Annotated in this window: 16 protein-coding genes; 6 read left to right on the top strand and 10 right to left on the bottom strand. The window is 44.6% G+C overall.

Annotated features, from left to right (window positions below; all coding sequences use genetic code 11):
- Positions 1–168: 168 nt before the first annotated feature.
- Entirely contained in the window at positions 169–1,113 is a 945-nt protein-coding gene (locus QUB26_RS09680) for an aldo/keto reductase (protein ID WP_333208184.1), read from the bottom strand.
- Between the two features lie 150 nt (positions 1,114–1,263).
- Between QUB26_RS09680 and QUB26_RS09675 the strand changes: the two genes are divergently transcribed.
- Together QUB26_RS09675 and QUB26_RS09670 are read left to right on the top strand one after the other, a co-directional pair.
- Entirely contained in the window at positions 1,264–2,697 is a 1,434-nt protein-coding gene (locus QUB26_RS09675; protein WP_333317701.1) for a BCD family MFS transporter, read from the top strand.
- Positions 2,698–2,791: 94 nt separating this feature from the next.
- A complete protein-coding gene (locus tag QUB26_RS09670; RefSeq protein WP_333055514.1) occupies positions 2,792–3,622 on the top strand; it encodes an inositol monophosphatase family protein in 831 nt (276 codons plus the stop codon).
- Positions 3,623–4,144: 522 nt separating this feature from the next.
- On the opposite strand, the gene QUB26_RS09665 is transcribed toward QUB26_RS09670, so the two are convergent.
- The 6 genes from QUB26_RS09665 to QUB26_RS09640 form a co-directional block, all read right to left on the bottom strand.
- On the bottom strand, positions 4,145–4,714 hold the full coding sequence (locus QUB26_RS09665) for a PIN domain-containing protein (protein ID WP_333237802.1): 570 nt from the start codon (positions 4,712–4,714) through the stop codon (positions 4,145–4,147).
- 3 nt (positions 4,715–4,717) lie between these two features.
- A complete protein-coding gene (locus QUB26_RS09660) occupies positions 4,718–5,188 on the bottom strand; it encodes an excisionase family DNA-binding protein (protein WP_333237799.1) in 471 nt (156 codons plus the stop codon).
- 148 nt (positions 5,189–5,336) lie between these two features.
- Complete coding sequence (locus tag QUB26_RS09655) at positions 5,337–5,918, bottom strand: NAD(P)H-dependent oxidoreductase (RefSeq protein ID WP_333237797.1); 582 nt, start codon at positions 5,916–5,918, stop codon at positions 5,337–5,339.
- Between the two features lie 38 nt (positions 5,919–5,956).
- On the bottom strand, positions 5,957–6,838 hold the full coding sequence (locus QUB26_RS09650; RefSeq protein WP_333237795.1) for a ChaN family lipoprotein: 882 nt from the start codon (positions 6,836–6,838) through the stop codon (positions 5,957–5,959).
- Between the two features lie 648 nt (positions 6,839–7,486).
- Positions 7,487–7,849, bottom strand: a complete 363-nt coding sequence (locus QUB26_RS09645) for a cupin domain-containing protein (RefSeq protein ID WP_333055521.1) — start codon at positions 7,847–7,849, stop codon at positions 7,487–7,489.
- Between the two features lie 95 nt (positions 7,850–7,944).
- Positions 7,945–8,220: a hypothetical protein gene (locus tag QUB26_RS09640; protein WP_333055589.1), complete on the bottom strand. Its 276-nt coding sequence runs from the start codon at positions 8,218–8,220 to the stop codon at positions 7,945–7,947.
- A gap of 160 nt (positions 8,221–8,380) precedes the next feature.
- Here QUB26_RS09640 and QUB26_RS09635 point away from each other — a divergent pair, with 160 nt between their 5' ends.
- Together QUB26_RS09635 and QUB26_RS09630 are read left to right on the top strand one after the other, a co-directional pair.
- Positions 8,381–9,019, top strand: coding sequence for a peroxiredoxin (locus QUB26_RS09635; RefSeq protein ID WP_006632618.1), 639 nt, complete (start codon positions 8,381–8,383; stop codon positions 9,017–9,019).
- A gap of 302 nt (positions 9,020–9,321) precedes the next feature.
- On the top strand, positions 9,322–9,906 hold the full coding sequence (locus QUB26_RS09630; protein ID WP_333237793.1) for a Uma2 family endonuclease: 585 nt from the start codon (positions 9,322–9,324) through the stop codon (positions 9,904–9,906).
- A 21-nt stretch (positions 9,907–9,927) separates the two neighbouring features.
- On the opposite strand, the gene QUB26_RS09625 is transcribed toward QUB26_RS09630, so the two are convergent.
- Entirely contained in the window at positions 9,928–10,539 is a 612-nt protein-coding gene (locus tag QUB26_RS09625; protein ID WP_333237791.1) for a lipase family protein, read from the bottom strand.
- A gap of 155 nt (positions 10,540–10,694) precedes the next feature.
- Here QUB26_RS09625 and QUB26_RS09620 point away from each other — a divergent pair, with 155 nt between their 5' ends.
- Together QUB26_RS09620 and QUB26_RS09615 are read left to right on the top strand one after the other, a co-directional pair.
- The gene (locus QUB26_RS09620; protein WP_333237789.1) at positions 10,695–11,669 is read left to right on the top strand and encodes a cysteine synthase A; all 975 of its coding nucleotides are present in this window, start codon (positions 10,695–10,697) and stop codon (positions 11,667–11,669) included.
- Between the two features lie 262 nt (positions 11,670–11,931).
- Complete coding sequence (locus QUB26_RS09615; RefSeq protein WP_333208076.1) at positions 11,932–12,231, top strand: (2Fe-2S) ferredoxin domain-containing protein; 300 nt, start codon at positions 11,932–11,934, stop codon at positions 12,229–12,231.
- 14 nt (positions 12,232–12,245) lie between these two features.
- On the opposite strand, the gene QUB26_RS09610 is transcribed toward QUB26_RS09615, so the two are convergent.
- The gene (locus tag QUB26_RS09610) at positions 12,246–13,475 is read right to left on the bottom strand and encodes a hypothetical protein (RefSeq protein WP_333317699.1); all 1,230 of its coding nucleotides are present in this window, start codon (positions 13,473–13,475) and stop codon (positions 12,246–12,248) included.
- A 62-nt stretch (positions 13,476–13,537) separates the two neighbouring features.
- Positions 13,538–14,815: a transposase gene (locus QUB26_RS09605; RefSeq protein WP_333237786.1), complete on the bottom strand. Its 1,278-nt coding sequence runs from the start codon at positions 14,813–14,815 to the stop codon at positions 13,538–13,540.
- Positions 14,816–15,035 lie beyond the last annotated feature (220 nt).

Genomic DNA, 15,035 nt, shown 5'->3' with positions numbered 1-15,035 from the left:
AACGGATTCTGTAACGGATGTAACGGATGTAACGGATGTCAGGAAGAGGGAAGAAGGAAGAGGGAAGAGGGGAGAAGAAAGTGAACTGTAGGTTGGGTAGAGTGAAGTAAAACCCAACCTACGGCGAACAGCGAACAGTCAACAGTCAACAGTCAACAATTAACAAATTTATTCTCGCCAAGGACGAGTCATTAGTTCTAATTGATTGACTTCATCTTGGCTCAAATTCCAGCCTAATGCGCCTGCATTTTCTTGGGCTTGTTTGGCAGTCTTGGCGCCGGGAATGGGGATGACTCCGTTTTGGCATATCAACCAGTTTAGGGCAACTTGGGCGGGAGTTCGATCGCGCTTTCGGCCCATTTTCCGCAGGGTAGACATGACTAATTCAATTTTTTCGATGCCGCTTTTGCTGAAGCGGGAGTCCATTTTGCGGGCTCCTGTAGGTGGTTCTTGGGCTGTGTATTTGCCGGTGAGCAATCCTTGGGCTAAGGGGCTGTATGCTAAAATTGTGACTCCCAATTCGCGGGCTGCACCCACAATTCCTTGTTTTTCTACTTGCCGCGACAGCAAGGAGTAACGGACTTGATTTGTTGCTAGGGGAACGCCTCTGGCTGCTAGGATTTTATGGGCTTGGCGCATCTGTTCTACTGAATAGTTGCTGACTCCTACTGCTTGAATTCTGCCTTGTTTTACTTCATCGGCTAAGGCGTTCATCAGGGTTTCTTGACTGAGTAAAAAAGTGAATGGCCAGTGCACTTGGTAGAGGGCTATTTGTTCTACTTGCAAGCGTTTTAAGCTGGCACTCAAAGCGTCGGAAACTGATTTTCCTGTAATCCGCCAAGGTACGGGGCCGAATTTGGTGGCTATTTGCACGGGTTGGCTGGTTTTTTTGAGAAACTGCCCCAGTAATTCTTCTGACAAGCCGTTACCGTAGACTTCGGCTGTGTCAAAAAAGTTGACTCCGTTGTCAAGGGATGTTTTGAATGCTGCTTCGACTTCGGCGGCGCCGTAGTTGCTGCCGTAGTTCCAAAATAGTTTGTCGCCCCAAGCCCAAGTTCCGACGCACAGGGGAATGACGGCGGGGCCGTTTTGTCCTAGGGTAATGGTTGTCACGGTTGGTAAATCCACAGTTATTGATTCTCTTTATTTTTATATGAATTTATACGAATAATCCCGATCGAGCTTCTAGCCGGGGGAGGAATGGCGGCTGGTGGCGATATCTCAGTTACTATAAGTGCAAATGATGTGTTTATTTGAGTAGTTATGTCGATCGACCGTTTGCCAGATTCAAGATTAACAGATTCCGCGACTCCTGCCATCAAGAGAGTTACCCTCGTGACTATGTTCCGGTTGGGTTTGTTTCAGATGGGATTGGGCATGATGTCGATTTTGACCCTGGGGGTGCTCAATCGCGTGATGATTAAAGAGTTGGCGATTCCGGCTACTGTGGTGGCGGGTACGCTGGCTATGCACCAGTTTGTCGCCCCGGCTAGGGTGTGGTTCGGGCAAATGTCTGATGCTAAGCCTTTGTTTGGCCATCACCGCACGGGTTATGTGTGGATGGGCGGGGTTTTGTTTGTGATTTCTGCTTTTTTGGCGGTGCAGGTGATGTGGCGCTTGGGTAGCAGTTTGGAGGCTGTGGGGTGGACTACTCCTACTTACGGTTGGGTGGGTTTGTTGGGTTTGATTTTTGCACTTTACGGTATTGCTATTTGTTCGAGTTCGACTCCTTTTGCTGCTTTGTTGGTGGATGTTTCGGATGAGGAGGATCGATCGAAGTTGGTGGGTGTGGTGTGGTCGATGCTGATGGTTGGTATTATTATCGGGGCGATTGTTAGCAGTGGTTTGCTGAAGCAAATTGATGGGGATGTGCCACGGGAAGTTTTGCAGGCTTCGATTAACGGTTTGTTTGTGAAGGTGCCGGCGCTGGTTTTGCTGTTGGTGGGGATTGCGACTTTTGGCGTTGAGAAAAAGTATTCGCGGTACAAGATGCGATCGTCCGCAGTGAATCGAGAAGATAAAATTACTCTGGGAAGTGCGCTGCGGATTTTGACTGCTAGCCGCCAAACCGGTTTGTTTTTTACTTTCCTGCTGATTATGACAATTTGCTTGTTTATGCAGGATGCAGTTTTGGAACCTTACGGCGGGGAAATTTTTAAGATGTCGATTTCGGAAACTACGCAGTTGAATGCTATTTATGGTACTGGTACTCTGATCGGTTTGAGTGCAACTGGTTTTTTAATTGTGCCGCGCATTGGCAAGGAAAATACGATTAGGTTGGGCTGTTTGTCGGTTGCTGCTTGTTTTGGTTTAATTATTTTATCGGGATTTACTGGTAATCCAATTGTGTTTAAGTCTGCTTTAATGTTGTTTGGTTTAGCTTCGGGTATTACTACGACGGGTGCGCTGAGTTTGATGTTGGATTTGACTGCGGCGGAAACTGCTGGGACTTTTATTGGTGCTTGGGGTTTGTCGCAGGCGATGGCGCGGGGTGTGGCGACGATTAGTGGCGGTGCTATTTTGGATTTGGGCAGAAGTTTGTTTGGGGTGCCGATGTTGGCTTACGGGTTGGTTTTTGCTGTGCCGGCGGTGGGTATGATTCTGGCTGTTTGGTTGTTGGGTAGGGTGGATGTTCGGGAGTTTCAGGATAATGCTAAAAGTGCGATCGCCACTATTCTTGAAAATGAATTAGACTGATGTGTTGTCAGGAAAGCAGGTGTCAGTTGTCAGTTGGGCTGTGGCAGTTGTTAGTTTCAATAATCAATAACCAATAACCAATAACTAATAACTAATGACTAATTTTTGGGATTCTATTTTAAGTTTTGCACGGGTTACTGTCGAGAAAGTCGGACAGCAGTTGTTGCAAGATTTCGGTTCCGCGCAAGCGGATGAGAAGGATGACGGGAGTTTGGTGACGAAATCGGATAATTGGGCTGATGCGGAAATTAGAAGTGCGATCGCATCTACTTTTCCCAGTCACGGGATTTTAAGTGAGGAGGGCGAACACGTTTTCCCAGATACTGAATGGTGTTGGGTTGTCGATCCTTTGGATGCTACGACTAATTTTGCTAGGGGAATTCCGATTTGGGGTATTTCTTTGGGTTTGTTGTATCGCGGAACCCCGGTTTTTGGCTGCGTGCATTTGCCGCCAATTAATCAGTCTTTTCACGGTTTTTATGCACCTGATTTTGCGGGCGGCGTGTTTGACAATATGCCTCAAGGTGCTTTTTTAAACGGGCAGCAAATTCGGCCGACTGCTGATAAAATGAGCGGCAATCATTTTTTTAATTTGTGTTCGCGGAGTGTGGGAATCGGGCCTCATCTTCCGAGTAAAGTTCGGATGTTGGGCATGGCTAGTTACAATTTTTTGACTGTGGCTTCGGGTGTGGCTATGGGAGGGGTGGAAGCGACTCCCAAAATTTGGGATATTGCGGGGAGTTGGGTAATTGTGAAGGCTGCTGGTGCGGTTTGGTTGCCGCTGGAATCCCCGGCTATTTTTCCGCTGGAAGTGGGGAAGAATTACGGCAGGATTTCTTATCCGACTTTGGTGATGAATCGGCAGGAGTTGGTGTCCGTGTTTTTGCCGTTTGTGGAGGCTTGGAAGAAGAAAAAAATGGGGTGATACTATTTTCGATTTTCGATTTTCGATTTTCGATTTTCGATTAAGGAATTACTAATTCCCAAAGGGTTTGAATATAATCTACAGTTTAATTCTTTTTGGGAACTGGTATCATTGGCGATCGCACAAATCACACAATTATCAAATAAAACTGCAAGGCAGGCGTAACGGAGGAGTCTCCCACGCCTGCCGTGCTGTTTGGAAGAAATATACCGACCGATGACCGATGGTTCAAGTATGCCTACTGTTGTCTATTTCTGCCAATCTGCGATCGGGTGGTTTTGTTTTACGTCGATCGGGTGATGCAGTCTTGGTATAATTTGTGGTAATGTTTTGACGACCTATTATCTCTGGCAAATAAAATTATACCCCTTTTCAAGTAGAGGCACAAGGGTAAATAGATTTACTGCGGTGTGGGAAAAAGTAGATGAGTGGTATATTGGCTATGTCGAAGAGTTAGCCTGGGGGAAGATACAAGAATAAACCTGGGAAGAAACTCGGAAAAGTCTACGGTTTGCGATCGCACTAATCTCCATAGCACAATTCTCGCATCCGATTTGCTGACAGTGGCAGTCCCAATTCTACCAGCGTTTGTAAATACTCGTCAGGCGTTTTTGGCGGATTTTTGAGCCTGATTCTTTGTTTCTCGGCTGCTTTGCATACACCTTCAAACTTTAAGTTGAGAAAGCGCAGGATAAAGTCATCTGGGTGCAGCGGTTCAATGTTATATTGTTTGAGATTCTCAGTAGGAAAATCCCTGAGATTGAAAGTAACGATAAAATCCGCGCGAGAATGAATTGCTGCTGCTAGAACGTGCCGATCGCCCGGATCTGGAAGTTCCAACTCTGGTATAATTAACTCGTAGCCAGTCACCACACAATTTTTAATGCTTGCATTCATCAGATTTTTGGTTCTGGCAAGCTGTTCTAATGTGAGATTTGGATTGTTTTGAAGCACGTTTCTCATCCACTCGCCGTGAATCTCTTCTGTCCACCTCGGCTCAAACACATCACCAACTGCTAATTCCATCAAAAAATCGCGGAGTGCGGCTGAATACAAAACATTAGCATCGCAGACAACTTTTACAATTTCCATGAGTTAGTCGTACAAACCGAGTGCTTCTGATTCTGCGACAAGTTCGTCAAGTATTTTACTTCTTTTGTCATAATCCTGCTTTTTATATTTCATTACATCTTCATAACGTATCCGGCGACAGGTACTTACCATTTTGTAAGGAATTTCGCCAGAATCTAGCAACTTCCACACATACTCGCGGGAGACATTGAGTATGGCCTCAACCTGCCAGATATCGAGTTCCTCAGTAATTGGAATCAGCTTGACAGTATTGCCGCTGCTTGTCTGTTGCAAAATCGCTAATAGCAGTGGCAATGCTGCGGCAGGTATGTCAATTGTCTTTCCCTCTTTTTCGTTTAATATCAATTTGAGGGATTCGCCAGACGGATGATTTTGCAAGTGCGATTCTAAAGCGCGGCTACTGGTTTTGGCAACCGCTGCTTCTTCGGCTGTGGGCAAAGCAGGTGCTGAGTCGGGATCTCCGGTGAATGTCATGTTAATTTGGGGGTGAGAATAACAGCCAATCAACTACGATCGTAGCAATTTTGCGAGGCGATCGCACTTGATGCAGCCAGCAAAATAACAGATGTTGGGATAGGGACACAACATTGCTGTATCCCTACTGCAAAATGAATTTATTGCCTCATGCGATTAATTTCGACAGCACATTAGACAACTTAGCACCGAGATTCTCAACAGAGTCCTGCTGTTTGGGATCTTTCATCGTACCGTCAGCATTAAATGCTTCAAAAGCTTGGGGAATTGCTTTCTGATCCGGGAGCACCAATACGTTAATATTCCCCAAGATCGATCGCAAATGAACCAATCCCCGCAAACCGCCCATTCCGCCTGGGGAAGCACTCATAATTACCGCTACTTTGCCCGTAAATGCCACCAATCCCGGTTCACCAGGTGCTGGGCGCGATACCCAATCGATCGCATTTTTCAACACCGGCGTAACTGAACTGTTATACTCAGGGGAAGCTATCAAAAACCCGTCATGCCCTACCATCAATTCCTTCAATTTGCGGGCATTTTCTGGCATTCCCTCTTTTGCTTCCAAATCTTCGTCAAATAGCGGCATCGGCAAATCGCGCAAATCTACATAAGTAACTTCTGCACCCGCCGCCGTAGCCCCAGCCGCCGCAACTTTTACCAGCAGTTTGTTATATGATCCTTCGCGGGTACTTCCGGCAAATGCAAGTATTTTTGGTCTGTTTGTCATTGATTTTTTCCTGATTATTGCTTCCGAGTAAAATTGTACTATTCCGAGTGATTCCAAACAAAGTCAGCAATGGGTCTATCTGCCGCCAAAACAGGATTGTCACTGGAATTTAGTAAAACCGATCGCATTTTTACCTTCCCGACACCCAAACGCCTCTCGACGCGACTGGGAATGCCGTAACCGTAAATAATGTGTCCTTTCCCCGCCAACACCACAACTTGATAGTCGGGGTTTGCTTTGACAAATTCAGCTATTTTTTCCGCCATAGTTTCGTCCCACAAAACTTGAGCTTGCAAGAATCTTTCAAAAGCCGTACTATTTCCCTGTCCTGCCTTTTGGTGTTGCTGGAAAACTTCTAGCAGCAGTTGCCGATATTCGGCGTTGTCGGTGCGAATTTCGGATATTGGCGGAATGTGCTTTTTTTCCTCGGCTGTGAGGCTTTCTAAACCTTGACTGGCAACTTTTCTCGTTACTTCGGATGGTGTATTTAAGGCGAGGACAGGTAGTTGATTTTCTTTGGCAAACCGCAAAATGGGGGCGTAAGATTCCCAGGGAAAGCGCCATCTGCGATCGTACTCTGTTTGCTCGACTAATTGCTGTTCAGTCAGTTTACCTGCTAAGTAGTTGTCGATCGCGCTTTGAAAGGGACGCTGAAACATTTCCATCGCGATCGCAATTTTCCGATTTTGCCGCTGCATTTCTCGGATAATCTTCAGTTGAGCTTGGTGGTCTTCCGCACTATCGTGGGTTTCTCCCAGATACACGACTTTTGCCTTCACCAACTGTTGCAGAATCTCTTGGTTAGTGTAAGTCTGCCCAGGTTGAGGGTTCGCCGTCGTTTGGGCTGTCACTGCACTGCTGCACAGCAGAAAGATACTCAGCGACAAGGCGCACAGTTTGATGAGTTTGGTTGTTTTCATACAAATATTATGCCGTTTCTTGCAGCCGCAAGCACAGCCGAACTCTACTATTTTAGCTGAGCAGCTAGAAAGCTCAATGCTTAATTTAACTTCATCATTTTCCCCCGTTACTTCTAAAAATGTAAAGTTTAGTTGCAGGTACTTGCGCTTCTAGAATAAGGTGCTAAATTAATAATATGAAGCGAACAAAAAGCTTCTCTGACAGATACAACATCTAGATAGCACAGCGAAGTTCACAATAGAATCTAAGGAGTAAAAACGCTGTTTAATCTCACATCTGTCTCATTAAAAACCAATAGCAGCACCCACCAACAAAGCTGATACTTCCTCAACTAATGAGAGGGGAGCAATGCAACTGAATCCGAGGATTATTGCAACTCCACATCGAAGTTGAAAAAAGAGGAAATCACTCGGTACATATGGCTGGGTGCTGTTGTTGTTAAAAGAGATTTTCGATTTGTGATGTTTTTTTCAGTAGAGGCAGAGCCTCTAGATATGCGTTACCGGGCAGAGCCGGGTAACGAGCATAATTATATTATCTCCGGTCGATGACCCCTAATACGGTAGGGGCTCCCCTCACGAAAAATATCTGTCAATAATTGACAATCTCAAAAACCCGCCCTTTTAATCGCTCGATAGGACATGATATTACTCGAAAATTGTCTCGTCTTCCTTTCGCCACGCGGGATCGACGATACAAATAAATATTAGCGGCTTTGTGCCACAGTTGTAAATAAACTGCTTGGCGTTTGGCGGAATGTAAACTGCATCTCCGGCTTCCACGAATTGATTTTCCTCGTCGATGTGCATTTCTCCAACGCCACTGAGGATGTAGTAAACTTCAGAAGTTGTCAGGGAGTGCAGCGCAGAAGTTTGTCCCGGTGGCAAAGTGGCGTGGGCTAAACTGTAACGCAAATCCACAGCTTGTTTGTCTGGATGCAGCAATTCTCGCAGTTGAGTACCGTCGCCAGCAATAAACTCGTCGCAGGCATTTAGCTTTTGAATTAGCATTATTTCCACACTCCTAAAAATCTCTTTACCACAACTTAAGTTTAATTGAAAGAGCCAGAGATGTTAAGAAATATGTAAAGTGGCGGCCGGATTTTTCAACCGTAAATTCCCGAATGCCCTCGATAATCAGGACAGTCGATCGCATCTTCAGATAAAGCTATGGTAGGCTGAACGGGACACTTGAGGTGGTAATCGCCGGTGAAAAATACGCAGTTAGCACAAGGGATTTGGTGCATCCGCTGAGCTCGGCGCAGGGAGTCGGCGACAGTACGCCCGATACTCGAAAATATCAAAAAAACTAAACCCCAGGCGGAGACAAAACACAGCGGGACTAAAACAGGCTGTATTGCCTTGAGCAAAAAGTAAAGCATAGCAATCAAATTTAGCGGTATAAGCCACACATACATTACAGTAGTGGAATTGCCGATCGATCGACCAAAAAGTTTAGAATCCTTTACAGCTCGATCGAGAAACCGGGGAATTATGGCATGATAAGGAACAGTCCTTAAATAAAATTAGAGGAAATCAGTTATGACTCTGCGATTAGGCGATACAGTTCCCAACTTTACCCAAGCTTCGTCTGAAGGCGAAATCAATTTCTACGACTGGGCTGGGGATAGCTGGGTCGTGTTGTTTTCCCACCCGAAAGACTATACTCCAGTGTGCACCACAGAACTCGGTGCAGTGGCCCGTCTCAAGTCGGAATTTGAAAAGCGGGGAGTCAAAACCATTGCCCTCAGCGTCGATGATGTGGATTCTCACATGGGCTGGATTAAAGATATTGAGGAAACTCAAAACGTCACCCTCAATTATCCGATTTTAGCAGATGGCGATCGTAAAGTTTCCGACATTTACGACATGATCCATCCCAACTCGCTAAACAACTTAACAATCCGCACAGTTTTTGTTATTGACCCGGAAAAGAAATTGCGTTTGAGCATTACTTATCCCGCGAGCACTGGTCGGAATTTTAATGAAATTTTGCGAGTAATTGATTCCTTGCAACTTACCGACAAATACAGCGTCGCGACTCCGGTTGATTGGAAAGACGGCGACGATTGCGTAATCGTACCTTCGATTACTGACCCGAAAGAGTTGGAAGAGAAATTTCCTAAAGGTTATACGCCGATTAAGCCTTATTTGCGGATGACTCCTCAGCCGAATAAATAGGTTTAACATTCCTGAAAGCAGAACCTAATTATGTAGGGTGCCCACGGAGCACCTTACCTCTATAATAATTCCCGCGTCATATCAAATCCGTTGACATCGGAATTATTATCTCTCTCTTCTCTTTCTCTGTGTCCTCTGTGCCCTCTGCGGTTTAATCATTCCGATACAACCGGAATTGAGTCCACAACAGCTTACATTTAGGACTTGAGTCCTTAACCGGATTTTTGAGGACTCAAGTCCTAACTACAAACAAAGAACTTGTGCAATCTTGTCTGAACAATTTAAAGTGGAGGAAAGGCAAAATGCTGTCATCAACAATTGTGTTGCGAATACCGCCCAAATTGCAAATGACAGACGACGAGTTTTTCGAGTTCTGTCAAATCAATAGTGAGTTACGAATTGAACGCAACAAATCGGGAGAATTGCTAATTATGCCCCCTACTGGTTCGGAGACGGGAAACCGAGAAGGTAATATATTTGGGCCGCTGTGGGTTTGGGCAGAACAAAATGGTACTGGTTTAGCGTTTACTTCGAGTACAGGATTTACTCTGTCAACAGGTGCACAAAAGTCGCCGGATGCTGCTTGGATAAAATTGGAGAGATGGAATGCTTTGTCACTAGAACAAAAGCAAAAGTTTGCCCCGATTTGCCCGAATTTTGTAGTAGAACTCAGGTCGGCTTCTGACAATCTCAAGCCATTGCAAGAAAAAATGCAAGAATATATGAGAGAACCAGGAGTGCAGTTAGGCTGGTTAATTGACCGCAAAAATCGCAGAGTTTATATTTACCATCCCGGTTTGCCCGAAGAATGTTTGGAGAATCCGGCTACAGTTAGCGGCGACCCGGTTTTGCCGGGATTTGCACTCAATATGAGTAAAATTTGGTAAGGCGAAATCGCAGGTATAAAATCACAGGAAATGACCAGTTTTTAAGAAGCTGGAGCATTGTTTCGCAACGATGGGTGCTACCAAGAGTCCGGTATGGGAAACAGGCAAAATAATATGTTTGGCAACACCCGTACAGCGAGTTTCTTCGACTGCAATTAGACTATCGTTAGGACGAGGCAAGCGCAACAACCAACCAGTACCGATATCCAAGTTACCAGCAACGATTCCCACATCTCTATTGGGTGGCGGTAATATTCTATCGAACAATCCTGTCATGAGGCTGCGTCCTAAGATAAATCTTCCCCAAGATTTGCGACTCAATCTGCAAGCAAAGCTACTACCCTGATGGGGAGTACCTAATGTAACAATTCTTCCCGGACGTTGCTGCGGAAAGTTGTCAAACAATAGGTAAATTAATAGCCCACCTAAACTATGACCGACAAAGTGGATAGTATCAGCTTTTTCTGCTGCTAATATTTTTTGGAGAGACGTAACATTTTGCTTTAATGAATTTCCCCAAGCAGCATAGGAAAATTGTTTAATTCGATAGCCGTATTTTTGCAAGCGCCAGTGCAACAATAACATTTCTGCACCGCGAAGTCCCACACCGTTAACTAAAATGACAGTTTCCATGACACCTTACTAATTTGTATAGCATCTCAACTTTGAGTTGAGCTAGCTGCCTCTGAGATATCTTGAGATTCTACCTTCTTTCTTGCCTAATTAGACGTATAATGTTTGTCTGTTCGCGATAGTCTATAAATATAGCAGGCAAAAATCAAAAAAATATGGATATTAAAAACGGCTTTGTAGGCACAATAGGCAACACACCACTAATTCGCTTAAACAGCTTCAGCGATGAAACTGGCTGCGAAATTCTCGGCAAAGCAGAGTTTCTCAATCCCGGCGGTTCCGTTAAAGATAGGGCTGCTTTATACATCATCAAAGATGCAGAAGAAAAAGGCTTGCTGAAACCGGGCGGCACCGTTGTTGAAGGCACTGCGGGCAATACTGGCATCGGTTTGGCCCACATTTGCAACGCTAAAGGTTACAAATGTATGATTGTGATTCCCGATAACCAATCTCAAGAAAAAATCGATGCTTTGAAAACCTTGGGCGCTGAAGTTCGGACTGTTCCCGCTGTTCCTTACAAAGACCCGAATAATTATGTCAAATTGTCGGGAAGATTGGCTTCGGAAATGGAGAATGCAGTCTGGGCAAATCAGTTTGACAATTTAGCCAATCGCCGAGCTCATTACGAGACGACTGGCCCGGAAATTTGGGAACAAACAAACGGCAAAATTGATGCTTGGGTAACAGCTACTGGTACTGGTGGCACTTTTGCTGGCGTAGGAATGTTTTTGAAAGAAAAAAATCCTGCTGTGAGAATTGTCTTGGCAGACCCGATGGGCAGCGGGCTTTACAGTTATTTCAAAACTGGGGAAATTAAGACGGAAGGTAGTTCGATTACTGAGGGAATTGGCACCAGTCGCGTCACTGGAAATATGGAGAATGCCCCGGTAGACGACGCCATCCAAATTCACGATACTGAAGCTGTCCGGGTGATTTACCAACTGCTGAGGAAAGAAGGGCTGTTTATGGGCGGTTCTGTGGGGATTAATGTGGGGGCGGCGGTGGCTTTGGCGAAGCAAATGGGGCCTGGACATACGATTGTGACGGTACTCTGTGATGGCGGGGCTCGGTATCAGTCGCGTTTGTTCGATCGACAATGGTTGGCTTCCAAAGGTTTGTCACCAGATTAATTATAGGGTGCGTTGAAGTCTTAAGCTGTCCCGCATCTAAATTGTATTTTTCGGGCGGGCGGGACGCTAGGGCCCCTACTCCCCACGATAATTTGAGGAATTCAAAGCGATTGAATGCAATTCAAGTTTAATGAGTTGTGGGATGGGCTTCTAGCCCGTCCAAAGTTTTTAACGACTTTCCTACAATTTGGGCATATATGGCCACACATATTCCCATGATAAAAAAATAGCATATATTGAGCAGATTGTCAAGTGAAAAAACATGAAAATTATCCAATCTTCTAGGCAAGTTCTCGTTTGCCAAAACCGCACTTGTCGCAAGCAAAATTCAGCAAAGGTACTGGCAGCTTTTCAGAAATTGTCGCCCTCAGAAGTTGAAGTTGTTGCTAGCGGTTGTTTGGGACAGTGTGGCAACGGGCCGATGGTGTTGGTACTACCAGAAGAGGTTTGGTACAATGGGGTTTGCCCTGAAGAAGTTGCGGCAATAACTGAGCAACATTTGCGGGGAGGAAAGCCGGTAGAGAGGATGCTTTATCGCAAGTTTCACCGACTTTCACATTAGTCGATCGCCCGCGTTTAAAATTCTTCCGCAAACAATCGGCGGAGAATTTCCGTGACTTCGGCGCAAAATCTGGCGTCGAGTTCGATCGCTAGGCGATCGATACTGGAACCGCCTACAGGTTTTTCAGCCCGCAAAGTCATGGCTAAAGTTCTGAGTTTTGCGGGCTTTCCCGCCGCCTTCGGCCGCTCGTCAACAAACCGCACTAAAGCCACATAAACTGTTTCTAGGGTTCCCCGGATCGAGCTGAGTCCGTAACCCAATTTGGAGATAATTACAGGAGAAGTGATGAGGCTATCCATCCCCAAAGTTTTAATTGCTACGTCCACATATCGAGCGCTATCATGTCCCATTGCTCTGACAATGCTTTCTAAACTGTTCCACTGAGATCCTTTCATGCGCGATCGCTGTTCGATGTGGAAGTGCCATCCTAACATGGAAATTAGCCTGGTCAAGTCATAAGCAGATACTGAATTTTTTTGTTTGGTGCTGTTTAATGCGGCACTTAGCAGCACTTGTTTTTGGCTGAGATCAAATATTCTTGGGTTGTTGTGATAAGGATTTTCGCCGTAATCGCCGCGAAAAATTAGGTCATTATTGCCAGTAGCGCTCTTCAGCCATTGCTCTAATCCTATGCGAGTATCGAAGCGTTTGAACATCGCAGCTAAGGAGTTTGAACTTGCTATATTTGAGGCATAGCTAATCATATCTTTTGCTACATCGTAAAAGTAAAAATCGTGTCTTAGCCCGTTGCCATCTCTAACAACGCAGTTGTCTATGTCGCAGTCGGGATATTTGGTATTTACTTGACTAACGATATTAAGGAGTGCGATAATTTTAGTAGCACTCCACTGTTCAGCTTTGGTAAGTGCGTTTTTTCCCAGCCACTGCGCCTGAATTTTGCCATCTACAAAAGTACCAATGCAAACGCAGGCTTGTTTGATGTCTGCGTGGAGGAAACTTAAAGCTTGAGAGTTAATTTGAGGTAGTTCTCCCAGGCTGGGAAACGGAGTAGGTTTGAGGGGATTATTGGGGCCGGGAATAGAGCTAATTACTTTTAAGCCGTCGGGTTTCTGTTTGAGATAATCGGGATAGTTTTTAATGTGTTGTTGGTAAGGAGATTTTTCAATGCCCCGGTCTAAAAAGGCTAGTTTGTTTATGTTCGCTTTGGCATCTATTTCCATTTGGAGGTAGTTTTTGTAGATGCGCGCTCGGTCTTTTGCTAGTTCGAGGGATGTGAGGTTCATGATAATTGTTGGCAGCTTGTTACAAATAAGTAAATCACTATAGCTGGTAAAAGTATAGTCATTTATGACATGACATGGGAGGCATTAAGTCCCTCCCCTTTCACTTTCACTTCGAGCGGATTGACCCGCCTTGGCTGAACTACGCAGCTCCCTATCCCATTGCTAAACGCATTTGGGATTGCTTTTCTCAAAATATTGTAAGCTCCGTTAACATCCGCATTGATTAATTGACCGACCGATGTTTTGTACAATCCTCTCTTAATTCGCTTGCCACTAAATGCGACATCATTAGCGCCAGTCTTCCCATAAACAGGGATTGGGTCTAAAGCTAGAAAATTCGATTTAGAAGTATAGGATTCTTCTTGCACAATCACCCTTATCCCAACCAATTCAGCTTTGTATTCCAACATTTCAATTAATCGGGAATGAGGAACACTTACGAAGTTCTGATTGGTTTGCTTCCCTAAGCTAATCTCGCTCTTCCATTGTAGGTTTTTTCCAATTATTAGCGTCCCAATCTTTCGTGCGACGAGAAGATTAATTATAAGCCTGCTGGAGGAGTGCAAGTAATTATCTACTTTTTGATTGCGACAACGAGTTAGGCGTTGAATACGGGATGATGTCTTGCTACTTCCTTTCAATTGAGATTGTAGTTTTGCCTTACGCTTGTTGTAGAACTGATTGATCGATTTCAATGGTCGCCCGTTAATCAGGAGAGGGGTAAAACTCGACTGATTTGAAGTTAACGCCACTAAATTATTTAGTCCCAAATCGATACTAGCTACTGCTTCTGTTTGAATCTGTTCGACGGTGGACTCCGGTTCATTATAAATTACCTCAATTACATAGGAATCACATTTGGGAACCAGCCTAACTTGGCAAATTTTATCTGATTTTATTTGGGTTTTTATTGAGATTTGTGTACCCGAAAGCTTGATAATTCCTTTGTTCAACTGCTTGCTACTAATCGCCTGAATCGTATAGACAAGAATATTTCGACCCTTGACTTTATCTTTGTACTTCGGTAGTTTCGGGCGACCAGTAAATTTAGAGGAATCAACTTTGTAAGCTTTGACAGCTTCAAAAAACGATTTCCAGTTCTTGTCCAATATCATCAAGATTTGTTGACTTACCTTGGCTGGCAAAACCTTGTAGGCTTGATGAGACTTCATTAAACGGTTCATCTCGTTGTAATTAATGTAACCCCATCCATAGACAAAACTCTGACGAATGACGTAGTTAGCAGCATTGTAGAGATTCTTGGATTTAAAAGCTAATTCATCAATCTGGGCGAAACGGTGTTCCGTAGATTTAATGATGTGCCTCTCTGCTAGTTGCATCCAGACTCTCCATTTTTTAACTAGCGCAACAAGTTTTTATTTTACTTTCTTGACTATATGGTACTACCATTGTTTATTGATGCTTACAATCTTAATGAAGTTTTATGATAGTAGGATTTACGCAAACAAACCGGGTTTATATGTTAAATTTTGGGTTAGGGAATGAAAAATTAATGAAGAAACCGGACCTCAGACAGTAACTGCGTCCAGGAATATATAC

Source organism: Microcoleus sp. B4-C1 (assembly GCF_036705285.1).
In the GTDB taxonomy this organism is placed as follows: Bacteria; Cyanobacteriota; Cyanobacteriia; order Cyanobacteriales; family Microcoleaceae; genus Microcoleus.
This window is presented reverse-complemented; position numbering and strand designations above follow the sequence as displayed.

Bases quoted from the DNA above. Each gene is read 5' to 3' on its own strand.
- QUB26_RS09675 (WP_333317701.1), top strand. From the start codon at position 1,264: ATGTCGATCGACCGTTTGCCAGATTCAAGATTAACAGATTCCGCGACT.
- QUB26_RS09670 (WP_333055514.1), top strand. From the start codon at position 2,792: ATGACTAATTTTTGGGATTCTATTTTAAGTTTTGCACGGGTTACTGTC.
- QUB26_RS09665 (WP_333237802.1), bottom strand. From the start codon at position 4,714: ATGGAAATTGTAAAAGTTGTCTGCGATGCTAATGTTTTGTATTCAGCC.
- QUB26_RS09660 (WP_333237799.1), bottom strand. From the start codon at position 5,188: ATGACATTCACCGGAGATCCCGACTCAGCACCTGCTTTGCCCACAGCC.
- QUB26_RS09655 (WP_333237797.1), bottom strand. From the start codon at position 5,918: ATGACAAACAGACCAAAAATACTTGCATTTGCCGGAAGTACCCGCGAA.
- QUB26_RS09650 (WP_333237795.1), bottom strand. From the start codon at position 6,838: ATGAAAACAACCAAACTCATCAAACTGTGCGCCTTGTCGCTGAGTATC.
- QUB26_RS09645 (WP_333055521.1), bottom strand. From the start codon at position 7,849: ATGCTAATTCAAAAGCTAAATGCCTGCGACGAGTTTATTGCTGGCGAC.
- QUB26_RS09640 (WP_333055589.1), bottom strand. From the start codon at position 8,220: ATGCTTTACTTTTTGCTCAAGGCAATACAGCCTGTTTTAGTCCCGCTG.
- QUB26_RS09635 (WP_006632618.1), top strand. From the start codon at position 8,381: ATGACTCTGCGATTAGGCGATACAGTTCCCAACTTTACCCAAGCTTCG.
- QUB26_RS09630 (WP_333237793.1), top strand. From the start codon at position 9,322: ATGCTGTCATCAACAATTGTGTTGCGAATACCGCCCAAATTGCAAATG.
- QUB26_RS09625 (WP_333237791.1), bottom strand. From the start codon at position 10,539: ATGGAAACTGTCATTTTAGTTAACGGTGTGGGACTTCGCGGTGCAGAA.
- QUB26_RS09620 (WP_333237789.1), top strand. From the start codon at position 10,695: ATGGATATTAAAAACGGCTTTGTAGGCACAATAGGCAACACACCACTA.
- QUB26_RS09615 (WP_333208076.1), top strand. From the start codon at position 11,932: ATGAAAATTATCCAATCTTCTAGGCAAGTTCTCGTTTGCCAAAACCGC.
- QUB26_RS09610 (WP_333317699.1), bottom strand. From the start codon at position 13,475: ATGAACCTCACATCCCTCGAACTAGCAAAAGACCGAGCGCGCATCTAC.
- QUB26_RS09605 (WP_333237786.1), bottom strand. From the start codon at position 14,815: ATGCAACTAGCAGAGAGGCACATCATTAAATCTACGGAACACCGTTTC.